Origin of the sequence: Streptomyces sp. P9-A2, assembly GCF_036634175.1 — a bacterium.
Taxonomy (GTDB): Bacteria; Actinomycetota; Actinomycetes; order Streptomycetales; family Streptomycetaceae; genus Streptomyces; species Streptomyces pratens.
Genome location: NZ_JAZIFX010000001.1, coordinates 6,845,588 through 6,863,950, shown reverse-complemented (window position 1 = coordinate 6,863,950; position 18,363 = coordinate 6,845,588). Strand labels below are relative to the sequence as shown.

The following is an 18,363-nucleotide window of genomic DNA, read 5'->3' as shown; positions in this document are numbered from 1 at the left end:
GTGCGATCGGATGCCGAGACGACCACACAAGCACTGGTCGTCCCGATCCCGGCGCTCGACCGCCGCCCGTCCCCCTCAAGTCACCGGTTCGGGGGAAGGCGCACGGGAAGCCCGCGGCCGCCCGCGGCGCGAGCGCCCCGTCGGCGGTCGTGCGCCCCTTGCGGCCCCCGGGTGTCCGTCCGGTCCCACACCTGCCCTCAGAAGAGCACCGACACCGGCAGCGGGTGTCCGTAGGTGTTCAGGCCGCAGGCCTGGTGGACCATGCTGGTCGGATGAGGATGGCCACTGCTCTTGACGGTGGCGAGGGTGCCGAACCGCTGCGTGCCGAACGGGTGGGAGAGCGCTTCCTCGGACCACGGGCGCGGTGCCGGGCGGTCTTCAGTCATGCGGCGGTCAACGCCCGTGGCGGGCCGAGGTGTTCCCGGGCTGCGACCGGGCGTTGACCGAAGCGTGGCCGGCGGGCGGCGGGCGATTACCTGACGCGACGCATGAAGTCCTTCGGGCTCAGGGCGCGTTCGACGATGCGGGTGTCGCCGATCCAGCCGTAGAAGCCCTGCCCGAACTTCTCGGCGAACTGGGTGCCGCCGATGACGAACGGCTTGCCGAGCGTCTCGATGCCGGTGGCGGGCTGGGCCGGGTTGCGGGCGATCTTCGAGCCGTCCACGTACATCACCGTGCGTCGTCCGTCGTTGACGACGGCGATGTGGGTCCACCGGCCGACCGGCAGCGTGTGGCTCCAGGAGGTGGGGTCGGCGTCCTGTACATCGGGGTAGAGGACGAACTGCAGGAAGCGCTCCGGCGAGACGTTCAGACTGCAGGTGGGCTCGTCCTCGGACCAGCCCGTGGTCTTGCCGGCGTCCCCGTTGCGGCCCTCCCAGCTGAGGATGCCCATCCAGGCGTGGTCGCCCTCGAACGGGTCGGGGAGTTTGATGAAGGTCTCGATGGTGAAGCCGGACCGGAACTTCGAACTGTTCAGCGGCGCCGTGGACTTCGTGGTCAGCACGGCCCCGCGGTCCGGCGCCTTCCCGCCGTCGAACCGCAGGCTGGCGTGCGCGGGCTGACCGTCGTGGTGGTCGGCGGACCAGGTGACGACGTCGGCGGCGCTGTCGTGCAGCAGCCGTACGGCCAGGTCGTTGCCGTTCCCGGTCAGGTCACGGACCACCGTCCCGGCGGGCACCGGGGAGCCGGGACGTCCGGCGCCGGACGGGCCGTCGGCGTCGAACCGCCAGTAGGCCACCGTGCCCCTCGGCATGACCCGATGCGCGGGCCGCGGCTTGGGGGGAACGACGGGGGCGAAGCCCTCGAATCGTCGGGCGAAGTCGATGTCGAGGCTGAACCGGTCTGTGGAGCCGGTCAGTTCGAGGTTCTCCGCCTCGAGCGGAGTCCGCTTCCTCGGATCACGGGCGAGGAACCAGGGGGCGAAGGTCTGCACGTCGATGGTGTCGCGCACCAGGTCGAAGGCGTACAGCCGGATCATGCCGGCGCCGCCGTAGTAGCGGTCCTGGTAGTTGGTGATGTGGACGTGCACGTCGTGGCCCGCGTCGTTGGTGAGCACCGTGCGGCCGGGCGGCCAGTAGTGGCCCCCCAGTGCGAGGAAGATCTGGTCGTTGCCCCGGATGATGCTGTCCCACAGCCGCTGCCCGTTGCCGGACAGGTGCGCCTCGCCGTCGTCTCCTGCCGCGGCGATGTCGTGGGTGGTGAGGATGGCGGGGCAGGTGGGGTGCGCGTCGAGGACACCCTGCGCCCACGCGAGCCCCTTGTCCGACGCCCGCCAGTCGAGGGCGAGCACCAGCCACTCGCGGCCGGCGGCGCGCAGCACGTGGTAGCTGTTGTAGCCGTCGGGAGAGGCACCCCCGAACGTGGGCATCGGCCGGAAACGGCGGGGCCCGAAGGCCCGGAGGTACGCGCTGTCGCCGCGCTGGTCGTCACCCGAGGCGATGTCGTGGTTGCCGGCGAGGACGCTGTAGGGAACCTTGCCGTGCAGGGACCGGAAGGTGTCGGCGGCGAGTTCGATCTCGTCCTCGGTACCGTGCTCGGTGATGTCGCCGAGGTGTGTCATGAAGGCGATGTTGGCCTCGCCGCGCTCGGACGCCAGGTACCGGAAGGTCGCTCTCAGCGGCTCCGGGTCCGCGCTGTCGGCGTCGAACAGGTACTGCGTGTCGGGCAGCACCGCCACCGAGAAGCGTGGACTGTCCTCGTCGAAACGACCGCCCCGGGTACCGGTGCCGGTGCGGGGTGCCGCGTCCGCCGTCCCGGCCCCGGCCACCGACGCGGCGGCCCCGGCCGCGGGAACGACGACGGCCGCCTGCAGCAGAGACCGGCGCCCCGGCCCGGTGTGGTTCGTGTGCTCGTTCATACGATCTCCCTGTGCGCGAAGGAAGCGGTCCGCGAAGATCGTGAACGCAGAGGGCAAGCGCGGAACGAACCGTCCCTGAACACAGAACACACAGCACCGGTCCGGACCACCGAGCGGGCTCAGCGATGGGCGCGTCTCTCAGGAAATCAGCCAACTCCTGCACATAAGAAGCTACTTGTGCGCACCGTCAACTGCGTAGGCGATTACTTGAAGGCTCATGGCGCACAGGAACAACACCATGAAGACGGTGAAGGGCGCGATCCTCACCGTCCCCACGGCAAGGCCCATGACCAACGTGCCGGCACCCCACAACTGCGGGTGAACGGGGCGACGAACCCACCGAACGCTGACCCGTCCGGTGACGACGGCGTATGCGCCGCTGCCCGCACACAGCAACGCCAAAAGGACGGAGAAGAGCAGGAAGAACTGATCCACTGACAAACCCCCTGAGCTCCCGCCGGTCGGGATCATGGCTGATGGTAAGCGAGTGACTCACCTCATCAGCACGCTGGTCTCTGTCCTCGGCGTCCTCACCGGTGCACTGCTCCTTGCCGTCGGAGTCCACGAGTACCAGTCAGGCGTCTCCGTCGCCTGGCTCTGGGTAGGCGGGCTCGTCTTCCTCAGCTCTGTCCACGCCCTCGTGCGCGACGTCCGACGACTCCGACGGTCGGCTTGAGAAATCGCTTTGCCCAGGAGCCGGCGCTCGCGTCGGCTGGGCGGCATGGCTGAACTGCGTACCGATCGCCTGGTCCTCCGTCGTTGGCATGGCTCCGACATCGAACCGCGGGCGGCGATGAATGCCGATCCCGAGGTCCGGGAGCACTTGGGAAACCTGCTCACCCGCGAAGAGAGCGAGGCCCCCCATCGCCCGCTTCCAGGCCGAGTTCGACCAGCGAGGCTATGGGTGGTGGGCGGTCGAGGTGCGGGCCACGGGCGAGTTCATCGGCTTCGCGGGCTTGGATCAGGTGGACGAGGAGATGCCCTTCACCGGCGTGGAGACCGGCTGGAGACTCGCCCGCTCGGCCTGGGGTCAGGGCTACGCCACCGAGGGCGCACTGGCGGTCCTGGCCCATGGCTTCGACACTCTTGGGCTTCCTGAGATCCTCGCTGCCACCACGGCCGGCAATCTCCGTTCACAGGCGGTGATGCACCGGATCGGCATGACCCGGAACCCGGCCGACGACTTCGACGACCCCACCGCACCCGACGGCCCCCTGCGCCCGAACGTGCTGTACCGCATCACGCGCGGTGCGCCGCCGGAGTAAGCGATCGTTTCGGAATGAGGTCGGGAGCCGTATCCGGCAGATGACATCGCGGGCGAGTCGGAGAAGGAGCGCCGCTGCCTATGGCTCCGCCAGCGGATTGGGGATCGGGCGGTAGCGGGCCGACGCTCCGTCGGCGTGGGTCCAGCGCAGGAGGAGGTTGGTCTTGGCGGGGAGGGTGGGGGTGGTGAGGAGGGCCCGGGCCTCCGGGAAGGGGTGGCGGGAGAGTTCTTGGCGGGCTGCGGACCACGGGGCGAAGCCCGGATGGTGTTCGGTCAGGGCTGCTGCGATTTCCGTCAGGTGGTTGACGATCAGGCAGTAGACGAGGCGCTCCCAGCCCGCTTCCCTCGTCACCTCGGGGAGGAGTTTCACGCCTTCCGCGTCCCGGTACAGGGCCTGTACCGGCATGCCGTCGGTGTCGACGGCGATCAGGGTGTTCTGCAGGTGGGCCTCGACGACGACTCCGTGCCGGGCGAAGGCATTCAGCGCCGGGGGGACGACCTGGGCCAGGTAGGCCTCCCACCAGGCGGCGGGGGCGGTGGTGGTGGCGAGCGGGTTGCCCTCGTAGTCCTCGACCAGGGCTGCGGCGAGGTGCGGGGTCGTGCCGGGCAGCAGGTGGCGGTGCAGGCCGTCGCGGACCAGTACGGCCAGTTCTTCGAAGGCGAAGTCCGCGGTGCGGTACCCGCGGTCGCTGAGCCAGGCCGCGGGGGCGTCGGGGGTGGCCGAGGCGGCGAAGGCCTCGCCGGTGGCCTGGTCCGTTCTGCGAAGCTTCAGCAGGTCGTGGCGCCACAGGCGGCGGATGTCGTTGGTGATGCGCACGTCCAGGCTGAACTTCAGGAACAGGTCGTGGGCGGGTGTGTACACGGTGCGGATCGCGGCCGTGGGCCATACCGGGAACGCGGTCGTGCCGAGCCTGATCAGGCGGCCGTCGGCGAAGGCGGGGGCCAGGCTCCGGGCCGCGAGCTCCACCTGCCAGGGGTGGGCGGGCAGGAGGCGGTAGCCGGGCGGGGCGGTGCCCAGCCGGTCCAGGGACGAGGTGTCGCCCTCCTCCACCGCCGCGTCCTCGCGCAGTCCCAGCAGTGTCAGCGGGAAGCGGGCGTACGCCTCCGGTGCGTACGGCAGCCAGCTCGCCACGGGGCCGGCGCCGCGCGCCTTGGGGGCGGGGTGGTGGGGGTGGCCGGTGAGCAGGGACTGTTCGGAGCGCAGGTAGGGGTCGGTGGGTGGGGTGGCGCCTGCCCGTGCGGCGAGCAGCGCGGCCACCGCGTCGCGGCTGTCGGTCATCTCGGCCGGCAGTTCCTGGTTGGGCACGCCGGTGTGCCGGCGCAGCTCCTCGGCGACGAGTTTCACCAGTTCCGGGTGGCCGAGGCGGCTCCATGTGCCGTCCTCCGCGCGTACCTCGGGTGCGGTGGGGCGCCGGGTGCCGTGGACGCGTAGCAGGCGGCCGGTGCCGGGCAGGCGGTAGGTGCGGAGGGCATCCGCCTTGTGCACCCGGTCCTGTTCCCGGGCCTGTTCCCTGTTCCGGTCCTCGTCTGTGCTCTCGGCCGACACCGGGAGTGCGACCTCGCGCAGCAGGCAGTTCAGCAGCGGTGCGGCCGCGTACGCGTCGGCGTGGGCGGTCAGTCGGGCTTCCTCGTGGGCGCGGGAGGCCGCGTCGTCGTCTGCGGGCGGGGGCATGAGGTCCACGCGTTCCACTGTTTCCCTACGGTCTGTCCGGACGGAGACGATCAGTATGTCCGCGTGTCCGCCACGGACCGGCTGTTCGTTCCGCAGCACCTTTCGTACCCGAGGAGTTCGCCTGTGCACCGTCCCTCCCCCGTCGAGGCGGAAATGGCCGACGAGCTGGCCGCCGTACGGCCCGCGCTGGTGTCCCGGTACGCGGCAGCGCTGCCGGGTGCCCGCGCGGCCGTGCTGAGCCGGCTGTGGCGCGGTCTCGCGCACGATCCGCTGCCGTGGGTCGCGCGCCGGGTGCCGGACCGTGACGGGCTCACGCTGCGGCTGGCGGACGGCCGTCGGCTGCGCGGCCCGCGTCCGGATCCGTATGCGACCGCCGCGTACGTCACCGTCGTACGGCTGGACGGGGTGGCGTACGGCGATCCGGCACGGTTGATGGGGGAACTCGCCGTACCGCACTCGACCGCCTTCGCCGCCGAACTCGCACACAGTGTCGCCTCGTTGGCGCTGTCCCGGGCAAACGATCCGGGGGAGGACGGCGTGGGCGGATGGGACCGGGACCGGGACCAGGACTGGGAGTGGGAGCAGCGGGTGGTCGACGGGCATCCGTTCCATCCCAGCTGCCGTTCCCGGCCCGGTTTTTCGGTGGCCGACCAGCTGGCGTACGGGCCCGAGCACCGGCCCCTCGTGGAGTTGGGGCTGATTCCGGTGCCGGCCGGGGACTGTCTGGTGACGGGGGTATGGCCGGAGTGGCTGCGGGACGGGAAGCGGGTGGTGATCCCGGTGCATCCCTGGCAGGCGGCGCATGTGCTCAAGCGGGAGCCGTCGGGTCGGACGGCGGCGCGTCCGCTGATGGCGCTGCGGACGCTCGCGCTGCCCGACGGGCCGCATGTGAAGACGGCGTTGAGCGCGCGGCTGACGTCTTCGGTGCGGGACATCTCGCTCGGTTCGGTCGCCGCGTCCGCGGTGCTGTCGGAGTTCGGGGAGTCGATGGCGGCGCGGACCGGCGGGCTGCTGCACATCACCCGCACCCTGGGCGCCGCGGCGGCCGGTTCCGCCGATCTGGCGGCCGTGGTGCGCGAGTCGCCGCAGGAGTACGCGGCGGCCGGGGAGCGGGTGGTGCCGGTGGCGGCCCTGCCCGCGACCGGGCTGCCCCGCTCCCCCGCCTGGGTGGCCCGGTTCACGCGGCTCGCCCTGACGGTGGGGCTGCGACTGCTCGAACTGGGTGTGGCGTTGGAGGCGCACGGCCAGAACCTCCTGGTCGTGCTGTCGGCGGACGGGGAGCCGGTGCGGCTCGTCTACCGTGATCTGGCCGACCTGCGGGTCAGTCCCACGCGGCTCGCCCACCACGGCGTCCTGGCACCCGAGTTGCCCGCCCGCATGGTGACGGACGACGAACGGGTGCTGCGGCGCAAGGTGTTCGGTTCGCTGGTGGCGGGCGCGCTGGCCGGTACGACGGGTTCCGGCCCGGCGCTGCGGGCCGCGCTGGAGAGCGCCGTACGGGATCTGCCGCGCACCCCGGACCTGGCGGCGCTGTGCGGCGAGCCGTTGCCCGCGAAGGCGCTGACCCTGATGCGGCTTTCACCACGGGCGGCCGGGGACGAATGGGGGGAACTGCCCAATCCCCTTCAAGACGAGCGCCGGTAGAGCCGGACCCGGAGCCCCGCCTTTGGAGCGGGGCGTCCCCGGTCCATAGGATCCGGCGATGATCAGAAGAAAATGGCCGGCAGCGGGCGTCGGTGTCCTGCTCACCGCTCTGACGGCGGGGCTCGCCTTCCCGTCCGCGGCGGTCGCCGGTGAACCCACGGGCCAGGACGCGCCCCAGGTCGACCTCGTCCTCGATGTGAGCGGCTCGATGCGGACCCGGGACATCGACGGGCAGTCCCGGATGGCCGCGGCGAAGCAGGCGTTCAACGAGGTGCTGGACGCGACGCCGGAGGAGGTCGAGCTGGGGATCCGCACTCTCGGTGCCGACTACCCCGGCGACGACAAGAAGGAGGGCTGCAAGGACACCGCGCAGCTCTATCCGGTCGGCCCGCTGGACCGCACGGAGGCCAAGACGGCGGTGGCCACGCTGAGCCCGACCGGCTGGACCCCGATCGGCCCCGCCCTGCTGGAGGCGGCCGACGACTTCAAGGACGGCAACGGTTCCAAGCGGATCGTACTGATCAGCGACGGCGAGGACACCTGCGCCCCGCTCGACCCGTGCGAGGTGGCCCGGGAGATAGCGGCCAGGGGCATCGGCCTGACCATCGACACTCTGGGCCTGGTGCCGAACGCCAAGCTGAGCCGGCAGCTCAGCTGCATCGCCGAGGCGACCGGGGGCACCTACACCTCGGTCGAGCACCAGGATGAACTGACCGAACGTGTCAACGAGTTGGTGGACCGTGCGGCCGAGCCGGTGGTGACGCCGGTCGCGACCGAGGGTGCCGCGTCGTGCGCGAAGGCGCCGACGCTGGAGTCCGGTCTCTACACGGACCGCGAGGAGTTCGGGCAGCAGCGCTGGTACCGGGTGGACGTACTGCCGGGCCAGGAGCTGCGCGCCTCGGTGAGTGTGGCGGCGGACCGGGCGGTGAACCCGGACCACGGCGTGCTGCTGCGGGCCGTCACGGTGCACGACCGGGAGATCGTCCGCGGTGAGGCCGCGGGTACCGGCCGTACGGACGTCCTGTCCACCGGTCTGCGCTACCCGAAGTCCGAGCGGGACGACGACGACAGCGACAAGCCGGCCGCCGAGACGGTGTGCCTGGCGGTGACCAACTCGTTCTCGCCGGGCTCCGGTGTGAAGACCACACCCGGCCTGCCGCTGGAACTGACCATCGATGTCGTGGAGGGCCCGGACGGGTCGAGCGACGTGGCCTCCTTCGGCCTGGGCCGGGGCTGGTGGCTGCTCGGCACGCTGGTTCTCGCCGGCTTCCTCGCCGGTCTCGTCTGGGGCTGGCTGTCACGCTGGCGGCTCGCGGTCTGGAGGACCAGCTGATGCGTATCACCCGCTTGTTGGGCGCCGCCCTGCTGACGTTCGGACTGGCCGCTGCCGCCGTGGCCCCCGCCGCGGCCGACTCCACCCCCTCTCCCGGCGCGTCGTCCGAGGACGGCGCCGGACCGACCCGCGCGGGCACCTCGTTCCGTACCGCGACGGAGTTCGAGCAGGGGCAGACCGCGACGGCGCGCGCGTCCGTCGGCGACTACCTGTACTGGTCGTTCCCGGCGAGTACGGGGCAACGTCCCACCGTCGAGGCGTCGGTGAAGCTGCCCGAGACGCACGCCGCCGAGACCTGGCGGATCGACGTGTACGACGGTCTGCGCCGCCGGCAGGCCTGCCAGTACGGCGCCCAGACCCGCACCGCGGCGGCCGACGCGGCCTCCGTGGAGCTGAAGTGCGTGCTGCGCACGGTCCGCGCCTGGTCGGAGCCGTGGGCCAACGACCCGCTGCCGGGCACGTACTACATCCGGCTCACGGCGGTGAACCTCACGGCGGCCGACCTGGGTCGGTCGGTGGACATCGAAGTCCGCGCCGGCTCCAAGGAGATGGGCGGTGCGGCGGCGGTCGACGGCTCGCTGTCGGAACCGCTGGTACCGGGTATCGCGCTGCGGAACGCCGCGGACGACCAGGACGGCGACAGTGACGGTGACGGGAACGACTCGCCGACCGCCGTACTGGCCGACCTCGAACCCGAGGACGGCTGGACCTCGGGCTGGTGGTCCAGCCGTTGGGTGTGGACCGCGGTGGGCGGTGCGCTGGCCGCACTGGCCGGGGTCGCCGGCTACCGGCTGACGCGGGGAACGGGACGGCCGTCCCGGGTGCCGCCGAACGCGTGACATCCAGCGGGACGTCCGAGGGGACGCCCCGCACGTGACGCTCCCAGGAGGCCCGCCTTGTGCGGGCCTCCTCCCGTTCACGGCCGCATTCCCCCCTCCCGGCCGCACGTCCCCTTCGCGGCCGCGCCTCCCGTCACGCCTCCCGCAGCGTCTTGGCGAGCGTGCCGTCGCCGCTCACCGCGACCCGCCCGTCGCGTACCGCGTCGGCGACGGTCGACTCGCCGCGGCTGATCGCCGTACAGGTGCCGGTGTCGAGGACCAGCGTGGCGTCGGGTTCTCCGGGGGCGGGCCCGTCACCGTAGACCGGTCCCTCCTCGGCACCGACGCGCAGGTGGAACAGCCCCTCCTCCAGCCTGACTTCGACCAGGCCGCCCCCTCCCGCGCCCTCCCCCGCGCCCGCACCCGCACCCACGGCGTCCAGGGCGCGCAGCAGAGGCAGCGCGAACCAGTGCGCCCGCACCGCGTCGGTGGGCCGCCGCTCTCCCAGCGCCGCCTGCCCCCACGCGCCGAGCGCTTGCAGTACGGGCAACAACAAGCGGCCCTGGCCGGTGAGTTCGTAGACGTAGGCCGCGCCGGGCGGGGGGAGCCTGCGCCGGGTGGTCAGCCCCTCGCGTTCCATGTCCTTCAGCCGTGAGGCCAGTACGTCCGTGCTGACGCCGGGGAGGTCCGCGTGCAGGTCGGTGTAGCGTCGCGGGCCGGCGAGGAGCTCGCGGACGATCAGCAGGGTCCAGCGGTCGCCGACGGCGTCGAGCGCGCGGGCGGCGGAACAGTACTGGTCGTAGCTTCGGCGAGGTGACATGCGACGCAGTGTAGACAAGTTGTTGGACTTTCCAAGTGGTCACTTGGTAAAACCAAGCAACACGAGATCGGCGTGAGGGGAAGCGGCCCATGGAGTTCCGGCAGTCGAGCAAGCTCAGCGAGGTCTGTTACGAGATCCGCGGCCCGGTCATCGAGCACGCGAACGCGCTGGAGGAGGCGGGGCACAGTGTGCTGCGCCTGAACACCGGGAATCCGGCCCTGTTCGGCTTCGAGGCGCCGGAGGAGATCCTCCAGGACATGATCAGGATGCTGCCGCAGGCGCACGGCTACACCGACTCGCGGGGCGTCCTCTCCGCCCGCCGCGCGGTGGCCCAGCGCTACCAGACCCTGGGCGTGGAGGTCGACGTCGACGACGTCTTCCTCGGCAACGGCGTGTCCGAACTGGTGTCGATGGCCGTCACGGCACTGCTGGAGGACGGCGACGAGGTCCTCATCCCCGCCCCCGACTTCCCCCTCTGGACGGCGGTGACCACCCTCGCGGGCGGCAAGGCGGTCCACTACCTGTGCGACGAACAGGCCGACTGGTACCCCGACCTGGACGACATGGCGTCGAAGATCACGGACCGTACGAAAGCCGTGGTCATCATCAACCCCAACAACCCGACCGGCGCGGTCTATCCGAAGGAGATCGTCGAGGGCATCCTCGACCTGGCCCGCCGGCACGGCCTGATGGTCCTCGCCGACGAGATCTACGACCAGATCCTCTACGACGACGCCGTGCACCACTCGGCCGCCGCGCTCGCCCCCGACCTGGTCGTCCTCACCTTCTGCGGGCTGTCGAAGACGTACCGCGTGGCGGGCTTCCGCTCCGGCTGGCTGGTGGTCACGGGTCCGAAGCAGCATGCGAAGAACTACCTGGAGGGCCTGACCATGCTGGCCTCCATGCGCCTGTGCGCCAACGCGCCCGCCCAGTACGCCATCCAGGCCGCGCTCGGCGGCCGCCAGTCCATCAGGGAGCTGACCGCCCCCGGCGGCCGCCTGCACGAACAGCGGGACACCGCCTGGCGGATGCTCAACGACATCCCCGGCGTGAGCTGCGTCAAACCCAAGGGGGCCCTGTACGCGTTCCCGCGCATCGATCCGGCGGTGCACAAGATCCACGACGACGAGAGGTTCGTCCTCGACCTGCTCCTGCGGGAGAAGATCCAGGTGGTCCAGGGCACCGGCTTCAACTGGCCCACCACCGACCACTTCCGCATCCTGACCCTCCCCCATGCGGACGTCCTGGAGACGGCGATCGGCCGCATCGGCCGGTTCCTCAGCGGCTACCGACAGTAGCCCTGGCCCTCACCTCATGAGAACGCCCCGCCTCCTGCTGGAGACGGGGCGTCGCGCTTCGCGGCGGGGGCGTCAGGCCCGGCGGTTCGGGATGGCGAGGAGGGCCGCGGCGCTCAGGGCGGCGGCCGCGGCGAAGACGTAGAAGACCGTGGTCGGGCCGAAGGAGGACGTCAGGATCCAGCCGCCGAGCAGCGGCGCCACGATCGCGCCGCCGCGCCCGAAGCCCGAGACGTAGCCGAGTGCCGTGGCCCGGATCGAGGCCGGGTAGCTGGACGCCACCCAGTCGTTGAGCACGGTCAGGGACGAATGGGCACCGACACCGGCGAGCGCGGTCAGACAGAGGACCACGACGGTGTTGCCGCCCAACGACAGGCCGACGACGGCGACCGAGGAGAGCGCCGCACTGCCGATGGTGACGAAGCGCGGGCCGATCCGGTCGGCGACGGCGGCGATGGCGAACGAGCCGATCACGGCGCCCAGATTGAGCACGAGCGTGAACTGCAGCGCCGAGCCGAGCGGGTAGTCCATCTCGCGCATCAGCTGGGTCAACCAGGTGTTCAGGCCGTACCAGGCCAGGAGCACCGCGAAGTTGGCGACGACGAACAGCACGGTGGTGCGGGCGCGGCCGTCCGACAGCACGGAGCGGGCCGGTGAGGGGTTCTTCGCCTCGGCCGTCGGTCCGCCGGACGCGAGGCCTCCGCCGAATTCGGGGCTACCGGCGGACTCGGGGCTGCCGGCGGACACCGTCGGGGGAGTGGCTCGGGGGTCGGGGGCGTCGGCCGCTCCGGGCCGCGAGTCCGGCAGCAGGGCGTACGCGCCGGCGAACACCAGCGTCGACAGCGCCGCGCCGACACCGAACAGGCCGCGCCAGCCGAGGAACTCGCCCCACGCGGCGGCGGTGAGCGCGGCGAGCACACCGCCGACCGGAACGCCCGCGAGGACGATGGTCGCCACCAGCGCGGAGCGGCCGCGCGGCGCGTACTCCTTCGCGAGGGCCACGCAGGACGGCATCACACCGCCCATGCCGATGCCGGCGAGCAGCCGGAAGAGGCCGAACTGCCAGGGCGTGGCGGCGACGGCACAGCCGACGGTGAACAGGGTGAAGATCACTCCCGACGCCAGCACGAGACGACGCCTGCCGAGACGGTCGGCGAGGGGCCCACAGACGATGGCGCCGATGAGCATGCCCAGATAGACGAGGCTGCCGAGAGTTCCGGCGAGGGACTTGTCGAAGCCCAGGTTCGAGTCGGCGAGCATCGACGGCATCGCCACGCCGTAGACGATCAGGTCGAACCCCTCGACCGTGATCGCCGCCGTGCACAGGGCGACGACCGCACGGGTCAGGGCGCGGGTGCGCCGGTCCGTCGGGTCCGGAGCGGGGGGCCGGGCGGAAGCGCGGGCGGGAGCGGGTGCTTGAACATCAGTGGTCATGCGGCCACGTCCTGTCGCGGAGAGGGGGGAAGGGAGCCGGGCGGGCCGCGATGCGGAGCGCCGACACGGTGGGCGGCTCCGCAGACCCCGGTGTCCTTCCGGCGACAAGCGAATGACCCATCGGTGACCAGAATGGAAGCAGCCCTGTTGCGCAGAGAGCAACAAAAATGTCCAGTAGTTCCGCTCTGCGGTACAGGGGGGAGCATTTTTTTGCACTACGGGCCTGCCGCCGTATCCTGCTCCCCGCTTCGGCCGTGTGCGTACGAGGACGCCGGCCGCCGGCTCAGAGTGCCGCCTCCATGCGGCGCACCGCCTCCCCGAGCACAGCGGCCGCCTCACCGAGGCGGGCGCGGGTGAAGCGCAGCGAAGGGGCCGAGACGATCATCGCCGCCACGGCGCGGCCGCCCGGCTCCCGCACGGCGGCGCCCACCGCGGAGATGCCGCGCTCGGTACCTCCGATATTGACCGCGTAGCCCCGCCTGCGGACGGTCTCGAGCGTGCGGTGCAGTGTCTCGGGGTCGGTGTCCGCCTGCGCGGTGCGCCGGGTGCCGTAGATGTCGGCGAGTTCGGAGACGCCCAGGTCGGCGAGGAGCGCCTTGCCGCCGGCGGAGAGGTGCGCGGGCAGGCTCACGCCCGTGCGGCTGCCGACGCGCAGTGCGTGCGTTCCCTCGATGCTGTGCAGGATGCGCGCCTCGGCCCCGGCCCGGACCGACAGGTGCACCGTTTCACCGAGCTGTCCGTTGAGCCACAGCAGGTGCGGCCGGGCGGTTTCCACGAGGTCGTACTCGGAGCGCTGGGACATCCCCAGGCGGTAGAGCGTGGGGCCGGGCCGGTACACCTTGTCGGCGCCCTGCACCGCGAAGCCGCGGCCGCGCAGGGTGGAGAGCAGACGATGAGCCGTGGACCTGGCCACACCCAGCTCGTCGGCGGCCTCGCTCAGCCGCACACGCCCCTGCTTGCGGAGCAGGAGCAGCAGGGAGAGGGCGTTCTCCACGGATTCCAGGCCTTGCGCGGGCTTGCCGCCCGCGCTCCGCGATTTCACTCCGGGCCGCGACGTACGATCTGAGTTCTCCACAGCGGAATTCTACGACCGGGTCGTGGAACATCACGCGTCGTGAGTGGATCGGTCTCCGCCCCGGCCGGCTCCCACAGGGGCGCGACGGCGGAACCCGGGGAGTGTCAGTGTTCGGCCGTAGTCTTCGAAAGGGCTGGAAAGGCCGGCCGGCGAACCGGTCGGGGATCGGGGGTGGGTGTGGTGACGAGAGCGTTGGGCGCGGGGTTGCGGCGGGTGGTGCAGGCGGCCGATCCGGTCAGTGGGCGGCTCAAGGGGACCGAGGCCCAGCTTGCGGGGCTGGTCAAGCGCGGGCTGGCGTTCCGGCACCCCCGTGCGCCGCACGGTCACTTCCTGACGCCGGCGGGGCACCGGATACGGGAGGGGAAGGACGACGCGGAGGGGAGGAGCGGCCCGGAGCCGGAGGACGGGACCTCCGGCAGCGGGACCTCCGGCGGGGTGTTCGCCGCTCGGGTCGGCGGGGAGAAGGGTGCGGCCGAGGGCGGGGCCGCGCGGGTGCGTGAGGTGCGGAGCGCGTGGCAGGGACTGCTGGAGTTGCGGCGCATGTCGCACCCGGACGGTGCCACCGACCGGCCCTGCGGCTGGGAGCGCGGCCATCTCGTACAGGCCGCCGCGCTCGCCCTGGAGGCCGCCGGGCACCGTCCCGCCGGGGAGAGCGCCGGGGCCGCCGGTTACCGGGTGCGGGAGACACCGCAGCCGGAGGCCGTCGCCGTGTACGAAGCGGACGGCGAGGTGCTGCGGGCCTGCGCGGTCACCCTGGAGGGGGCCGGCTGGCAGGCCGGGGAGTACACGGAGCCGCGGACGCGGGCCCGGTACCTGCTGGCCTCCCCGCGCCGCGCATGAGGGCGCGTGCCAGGATCGGTGCTCGACACAGCGAACCGAACAGGCACGAAGGGGCAGCAGTGAGCGAGCCGTTTTCCGTCCGGGTGACCGTGCGCGGATACGAGACCGATGTGCAGGGTCACCTCAACCAGGCCGTGTACCTCAACTACGCGGAGCACGCGCGCTGGGCGCTGCTCCATGAAGCGGGGGTCACGCAGTCCGCGCTCGCCGCGCGGGGTGTGGGACCGGTCGCCCTGGAGACCACCATCCGCTACAAGCGCGAACTGCTCGCCGGCGACGAGGTCGATGTGAGCTGCGTCTTCTCCTGGAGCACCGGCAAGACGTTCCGCATCGAGCAGGTCATCACCCGGGCGGACGGCACGGTCTCGGCCGAGATCACGGCGGTCGGCGGCGTGCTGGACCTCAAGCTGCGCAAGCTGGTGCCGAGCCCGCAGGACCTCTTCCGGGAACTGGCCAAGGACCCGGACTTGTTCGGGCTGTAGGGCGGCGTCGGCCGTACCGGGGGCGAGCGTTCCCCCGGTACGGCTACGCGTCGACCAGTTCGGGGCCGTGTTCGGTGTCGTAGGCCGCTCGTGACTCGGCGATGTAGAACCGGTTGCGTTCGGCCCAGTGGCGACGGCCGAGGGATATCGGCTGGCCTTCCGGGTGGCCGTGGTGGTGGCGGTGGGCGCGCTGGCTCTGGCGGCGGGAACACTCAGGGCAGGCCGGCCGGGCCATAATGGCCTTCAAGTGGCGGTACACCGCCGGTGGCACCGACAAGTTTCGCGCTCGTCACCGTGACCGGCTCGGCGACGTACACGGGCATCCCGAACGGCACCTACCGTGATGTCGTCACCGGTGACACGAGGACCGTCTCGAACGGTTCCCTGACCGTGGGGGCCCGGGCAAGGGCAACCTCCGGGTGTACGTTCTCGACGGTCCCGGAAAGATCGGAGCGGACGGGCCGTACCTGAAGCAGGCGTACCTGAAGCAGGCGGCACACAGGCCCCGCGGACCCGCCCGGGACAACTCGGTCGGGTCCGTGTGCCGTTCAGGATCCGCGGTCAGTCCTGCGTCGCGTCCGCGCTCAGTCCCGCGCCGCGATCGCGGCCAGCCGCCGGGCCTGTGCGCGGGTGGTGCGGGCGATCTCGTCCTCGTCGGCCGTGCGCAGCCGGCCGCCCTCCACGATCTGGCGGCCGTTGACGAACGACGCCGTGACCGGCGCCGGCGCGCCGAGGACCAGCGCGGCCACCGGGTCGGCGATGGAGGCGTGGGCGAGGGTGTCCATCCGCCACAGCACCAGGTCGGCGAGCTTGCCCGGCTCCAGCGAGCCGATCTCCGCCGCCCGGCCCAGGACCCGGGCGCCTCCGTGGGTTCCCAGACGCAGAGCCTGACGTACCGTCAAGGACGCTTCGCGGTGCGGGCCGAGGCGGGCCACGAGCAGGGCGTTGCGCAGTTCGGTGTGCAGTTCGCCGGACTCGTTGGACGCGGTGCCGTCCACGCCGAGGCCGACCGGGACCCCGGCGGCCAGCAGGTCGGGGACGCGGGCGATCCCGGCGGCGAGGCGGGCGTTGGAGGAGGGGCAGTGGGCGACGCCCGTCCCGGTGCGGGCGAAGGCGGCGATGTCGGAGTCGTTCATGTGGACGCAGTGCGCCATCCACACGTCCTCGCCGAGCCAGCCGGTGGACTCGAAGTAGTCGGTCGGGCCCATCCCGAACAGTTCGTGGCAGAACTTCTCCTCCTCCACCGTCTCCGACCCGTGCGTGTGCAGGCGTACGCCGAGACTGCGCGCCAACTCCGCTGACTGCCGCATCAGTTCGGTGGAGACGGAGAACGGGGAGCAGGGTGCCACGGCGACCCGGGTCATGGCGTCGGAGGAGGTGTCGTGGTGCTGCCGGACGGTCTCCTCGGTCGCGGCGAGGGCGTCTTCGAGCGTCTCCACGGCGAAGTCCGGGGGCAGGCCGCCGTCCTTCTCGCCGCGGTCCATCGAACCGCGGGCCAGGGTGAAGCGGACGCCCATGTCGCGGGCGGCGCGGAGGACGGCGCCGGACAGGTCGCCGGAGCCGCGGGGGAACACGTAGTGGTGGTCCATGGCGGTGGTGACACCGCCGCGGGCCATCATCGCGAGGGAGCCCCGGGCGGCGGCGTGCACCATCGGCTCGTCGAGGCGCGCCCAGGCCGGGTACAGCGCGACGAGCCAGTCGAACAGGTTCCGGTCGGTGGCCAGGCCCCGGGTGAGCCACTGGTAGAAGTGGTGGTGGGTGCTGACCAGGCCGGGCGTGGCCAGGTGTCCGGTGGCGTCGATGCGGCGGACGACGTTCTCCAGGCCCTCGGGGGGCCTGCCCGCGCCGAGCGACTCGATGCGGTGGCCGGCGAGGACGAGGTGCCCGGAGGCGTACTCGGTGTCCTTCGCGTCGACGGTCGCGATCGCGCAGTTCTCGATGACGGTGCGCCGGACTGCTTCCATGGGTTCGTCTCTCCAGATCGTCCTTGTTCTCAGAGGTTGGTGAGGTCCGCCGGGATGAGCGCCTCGCAGCCGTCGCGCAGGATCGTGGCTTCGATCAGGCCGTAGGGGCGGTCGGCGGCGAGGTACACGGCGCCGTCCGCGCTGTCGTTGTCGAGCCCGAAGGGTTCCAGGTCCACCTGGAAGTGGTGACTGTTGGGGAGGGAGAAGCGGACCTCGTCTATCTCCTCACGGTGCTCGATGATCCGCGCGCCCATCCGGTACATCGTCTGCTGCAGGGACAGGGAGTACGTCTCGGCGAAGGCCTGGAGCAGGTGCTGCCTCGTCCGCGCGTAGGACGTCTCCCAGTCGGGCATCGGGTGCCCGTCGTCGGTCCAGTTGAACCGCCATCGGGCGGCGACCGAGGTGGCGAGGACGCGGTCCCGGGTCTCCTTCAGGGTCGTGTACCTGTCCTTGACGAAGCCGTGGAACTCGGAGTCGGTGGAGTTCAGCACCGTCAGGTCCTTCAGGCCCGAGACGACCTCCCACCGCTCGCCGTCGTAGGTGACCTGCGTGAGCCGGGTCTCCTGACCCTTTCGGACGAAGGAGTGCTCGCCGCGCTCCCGCCGGTGGGCGCCGGAGGTCGTGATCCTGTCCCAGGCGTACTCCTCGACGCGGATGCGGGCCCGGTGGATGGGCTCCTGGGAGGTCACGAAGTGCCGGGCGAGGTGGATGCCGAACTGCTCGGCGGACTCGATGCCGTGCTCCTTGGCGAAGGCGAACACGGTGTTCTTGGTGGTGTCGGTCGGCAGGACGTTGGCGTTGGAGCCGGAGTGGTGGACGTCCTCCATGTCGCCGGACAGGGCGACGGAGACGTTCAGGTCCCTGATGTGGTGGGTGGCGCCGTCGCGCGTGATCCTGACGACGCGGTTCTCCGCTTTGCCGTACTGGTTCCGGCCGAGAATCGTGGGCATGTCTGCTAGCTCCCTCGGTATACGGAGTAGCCGAACGGGTTGAGCAGCAGCGGTACGTGGTAGTGCTCGCCCGGTACGACGGCGAACGTGACCGCCACCTCCGGGAAGAACGCTCCGGTGCCGCTGTCCCGGTGCGCGGGGGCGTCCTGCCGTGCCTCGGCTCGCCTGTCGGTGGCCTGTGGCTCGAAGTACGACTCCACGGCGAAGTCGAGCCGTACGTGGGTGATGCCCTCCGGCAGCGCCGGGAGGTCCTTGCAGCGCCCGTCCGCGTCGGTCGCGGAGCCGCCGAGCGCCTGCCAGCGCGCCTCCCGGCCCGGGCGGGCGGAGAGCTGGACGGCTACGCCCCCGGCGGGGCGGCCGACACTGGTGTCCAGGATGTGCGTGGAGACGGAAGCGGTGGTCTCGGTGCTCATACG

General features: G+C 71.6%; 17 protein-coding genes and 2 pseudogenes. 8 read left to right on the top strand and 11 right to left on the bottom strand.

All coding sequences use genetic code 11. The annotated features are described in order from the left end of the window. Nucleotides 1-197: 197 nt before the first annotated feature. The 3 genes from V4Y04_RS31085 to V4Y04_RS31075 all read right to left on the bottom strand — a co-directional run bounded on the left by V4Y04_RS31085 (nucleotide 198) and on the right by V4Y04_RS31075 (nucleotide 2,791). Complete coding sequence (locus V4Y04_RS31085) at nucleotides 198-386, bottom strand: hypothetical protein (RefSeq protein WP_332431690.1); 189 nt, start codon at nucleotides 384-386, stop codon at nucleotides 198-200. Nucleotides 387-472: 86 nt separating this feature from the next. Further along, nucleotides 473-2,356, bottom strand: coding sequence for a LamG-like jellyroll fold domain-containing protein (locus tag V4Y04_RS31080; protein ID WP_332431689.1), 1,884 nt, complete (start codon nucleotides 2,354-2,356; stop codon nucleotides 473-475). A gap of 171 nt (nucleotides 2,357-2,527) precedes the next feature. Next, nucleotides 2,528-2,791: a hypothetical protein gene (locus tag V4Y04_RS31075; RefSeq protein ID WP_332431688.1), complete on the bottom strand. Its 264-nt coding sequence runs from the start codon at nucleotides 2,789-2,791 to the stop codon at nucleotides 2,528-2,530. Nucleotides 2,792-3,077: 286 nt separating this feature from the next. Here V4Y04_RS31075 and V4Y04_RS31070 point away from each other — a divergent pair. Continuing rightward, nucleotides 3,078-3,621: pseudogene (locus V4Y04_RS31070) on the top strand (GNAT family N-acetyltransferase). A 78-nt stretch (nucleotides 3,622-3,699) separates the two neighbouring features. On the opposite strand, the gene V4Y04_RS31065 reads toward V4Y04_RS31070, so the two are convergent. Beyond that, the gene (locus tag V4Y04_RS31065) at nucleotides 3,700-5,292 is read right to left on the bottom strand and encodes an IucA/IucC family protein (RefSeq protein ID WP_332433051.1); all 1,593 of its coding nucleotides are present in this window, start codon (nucleotides 5,290-5,292) and stop codon (nucleotides 3,700-3,702) included. 123 nt (nucleotides 5,293-5,415) lie between these two features. On the opposite strand from V4Y04_RS31065, the gene V4Y04_RS31060 reads away from it, so the two are divergent. From V4Y04_RS31060 to V4Y04_RS31050, 3 genes are read left to right on the top strand one after another with little or no spacing between them, the layout of a single operon-like run. Further along, on the top strand, nucleotides 5,416-6,936 hold the full coding sequence (locus V4Y04_RS31060; RefSeq protein WP_332431687.1) for an IucA/IucC family protein: 1,521 nt from the start codon (nucleotides 5,416-5,418) through the stop codon (nucleotides 6,934-6,936). A gap of 58 nt (nucleotides 6,937-6,994) precedes the next feature. Beyond that, nucleotides 6,995-8,269 carry a VWA domain-containing protein gene (locus V4Y04_RS31055; RefSeq protein WP_332431686.1) on the top strand — a complete coding sequence of 425 codons (1,275 nt, stop codon included), beginning with the start codon at nucleotides 6,995-6,997 and terminating at the stop codon, nucleotides 8,267-8,269. Continuing rightward, on the top strand, nucleotides 8,269-9,108 hold the full coding sequence (locus V4Y04_RS31050; RefSeq protein WP_332431685.1) for a hypothetical protein: 840 nt from the start codon (nucleotides 8,269-8,271) through the stop codon (nucleotides 9,106-9,108). Before V4Y04_RS31055 ends, V4Y04_RS31050 begins: the two co-directional genes overlap by 1 nt. Before the next feature lie 133 nt (nucleotides 9,109-9,241). Here the strand turns inward: V4Y04_RS31050 and V4Y04_RS31045 are convergent, their stop codons facing one another. Next, complete coding sequence (locus V4Y04_RS31045) at nucleotides 9,242-9,907, bottom strand: winged helix-turn-helix transcriptional regulator (RefSeq protein ID WP_332431684.1); 666 nt, start codon at nucleotides 9,905-9,907, stop codon at nucleotides 9,242-9,244. Between the two features lie 89 nt (nucleotides 9,908-9,996). On the opposite strand from V4Y04_RS31045, the gene V4Y04_RS31040 reads away from it, so the two are divergent. Further along, on the top strand, nucleotides 9,997-11,205 hold the full coding sequence (locus V4Y04_RS31040; RefSeq protein WP_326755649.1) for a pyridoxal phosphate-dependent aminotransferase: 1,209 nt from the start codon (nucleotides 9,997-9,999) through the stop codon (nucleotides 11,203-11,205). 72 nt (nucleotides 11,206-11,277) lie between these two features. Here V4Y04_RS31040 and V4Y04_RS31035 read toward each other — a convergent pair whose 3' ends face one another. Continuing rightward, nucleotides 11,278-12,636 (bottom strand): MFS transporter, encoded by a 1,359-nt coding sequence (locus V4Y04_RS31035; RefSeq protein WP_332431683.1) that lies wholly within the window; start codon nucleotides 12,634-12,636, stop codon nucleotides 11,278-11,280. 283 nt (nucleotides 12,637-12,919) lie between these two features. Beyond that, nucleotides 12,920-13,711, bottom strand: a complete 792-nt coding sequence (locus V4Y04_RS31030) for an IclR family transcriptional regulator (protein WP_332431682.1) — start codon at nucleotides 13,709-13,711, stop codon at nucleotides 12,920-12,922. Nucleotides 13,712-13,891: 180 nt separating this feature from the next. On the opposite strand from V4Y04_RS31030, the gene V4Y04_RS31025 reads away from it, so the two are divergent. Together V4Y04_RS31025 and V4Y04_RS31020 are read left to right on the top strand one after the other, a co-directional pair. Beyond that, nucleotides 13,892-14,551 carry a hypothetical protein gene (locus V4Y04_RS31025; RefSeq protein ID WP_332431681.1) on the top strand — a complete coding sequence of 220 codons (660 nt, stop codon included), beginning with the start codon at nucleotides 13,892-13,894 and terminating at the stop codon, nucleotides 14,549-14,551. A gap of 59 nt (nucleotides 14,552-14,610) precedes the next feature. Next, nucleotides 14,611-15,033, top strand: a complete 423-nt coding sequence (locus V4Y04_RS31020) for an acyl-CoA thioesterase (RefSeq protein ID WP_332431680.1) — start codon at nucleotides 14,611-14,613, stop codon at nucleotides 15,031-15,033. Between the two features lie 43 nt (nucleotides 15,034-15,076). On the opposite strand, the gene V4Y04_RS31015 is transcribed toward V4Y04_RS31020, so the two are convergent. Continuing rightward, nucleotides 15,077-15,280, bottom strand: coding sequence for a hypothetical protein (locus V4Y04_RS31015; protein WP_332433162.1), 204 nt, complete (start codon nucleotides 15,278-15,280; stop codon nucleotides 15,077-15,079). On the opposite strand from V4Y04_RS31015, the pseudogene V4Y04_RS31010 reads away from it, so the two are divergent. Next, nucleotides 15,270-15,506, top strand: a pseudogene (locus tag V4Y04_RS31010) (hypothetical protein); the annotation flags it as partial. The gene V4Y04_RS31015 and the pseudogene V4Y04_RS31010 overlap by 11 nt on opposite strands. Nucleotides 15,507-15,617: 111 nt before the next feature. Here the strand turns inward: V4Y04_RS31010 and V4Y04_RS31005 are convergent. From V4Y04_RS31005 to uraH, 3 genes are read right to left on the bottom strand one after another with little or no spacing between them, the layout of a single operon-like run. Continuing rightward, nucleotides 15,618-16,997 carry an 8-oxoguanine deaminase gene (locus V4Y04_RS31005; protein WP_332431679.1) on the bottom strand — a complete coding sequence of 460 codons (1,380 nt, stop codon included), beginning with the start codon at nucleotides 16,995-16,997 and terminating at the stop codon, nucleotides 15,618-15,620. Nucleotides 16,998-17,026: 29 nt separating this feature from the next. After that, nucleotides 17,027-17,947 carry a factor-independent urate hydroxylase gene (gene pucL, locus V4Y04_RS31000; protein ID WP_332431678.1) on the bottom strand — a complete coding sequence of 307 codons (921 nt, stop codon included), beginning with the start codon at nucleotides 17,945-17,947 and terminating at the stop codon, nucleotides 17,027-17,029. A gap of 5 nt (nucleotides 17,948-17,952) precedes the next feature. After that, nucleotides 17,953-18,360, bottom strand: coding sequence for a hydroxyisourate hydrolase (gene uraH, locus V4Y04_RS30995; RefSeq protein WP_332431677.1), 408 nt, complete (start codon nucleotides 18,358-18,360; stop codon nucleotides 17,953-17,955). Nucleotides 18,361-18,363 lie beyond the last annotated feature (3 nt).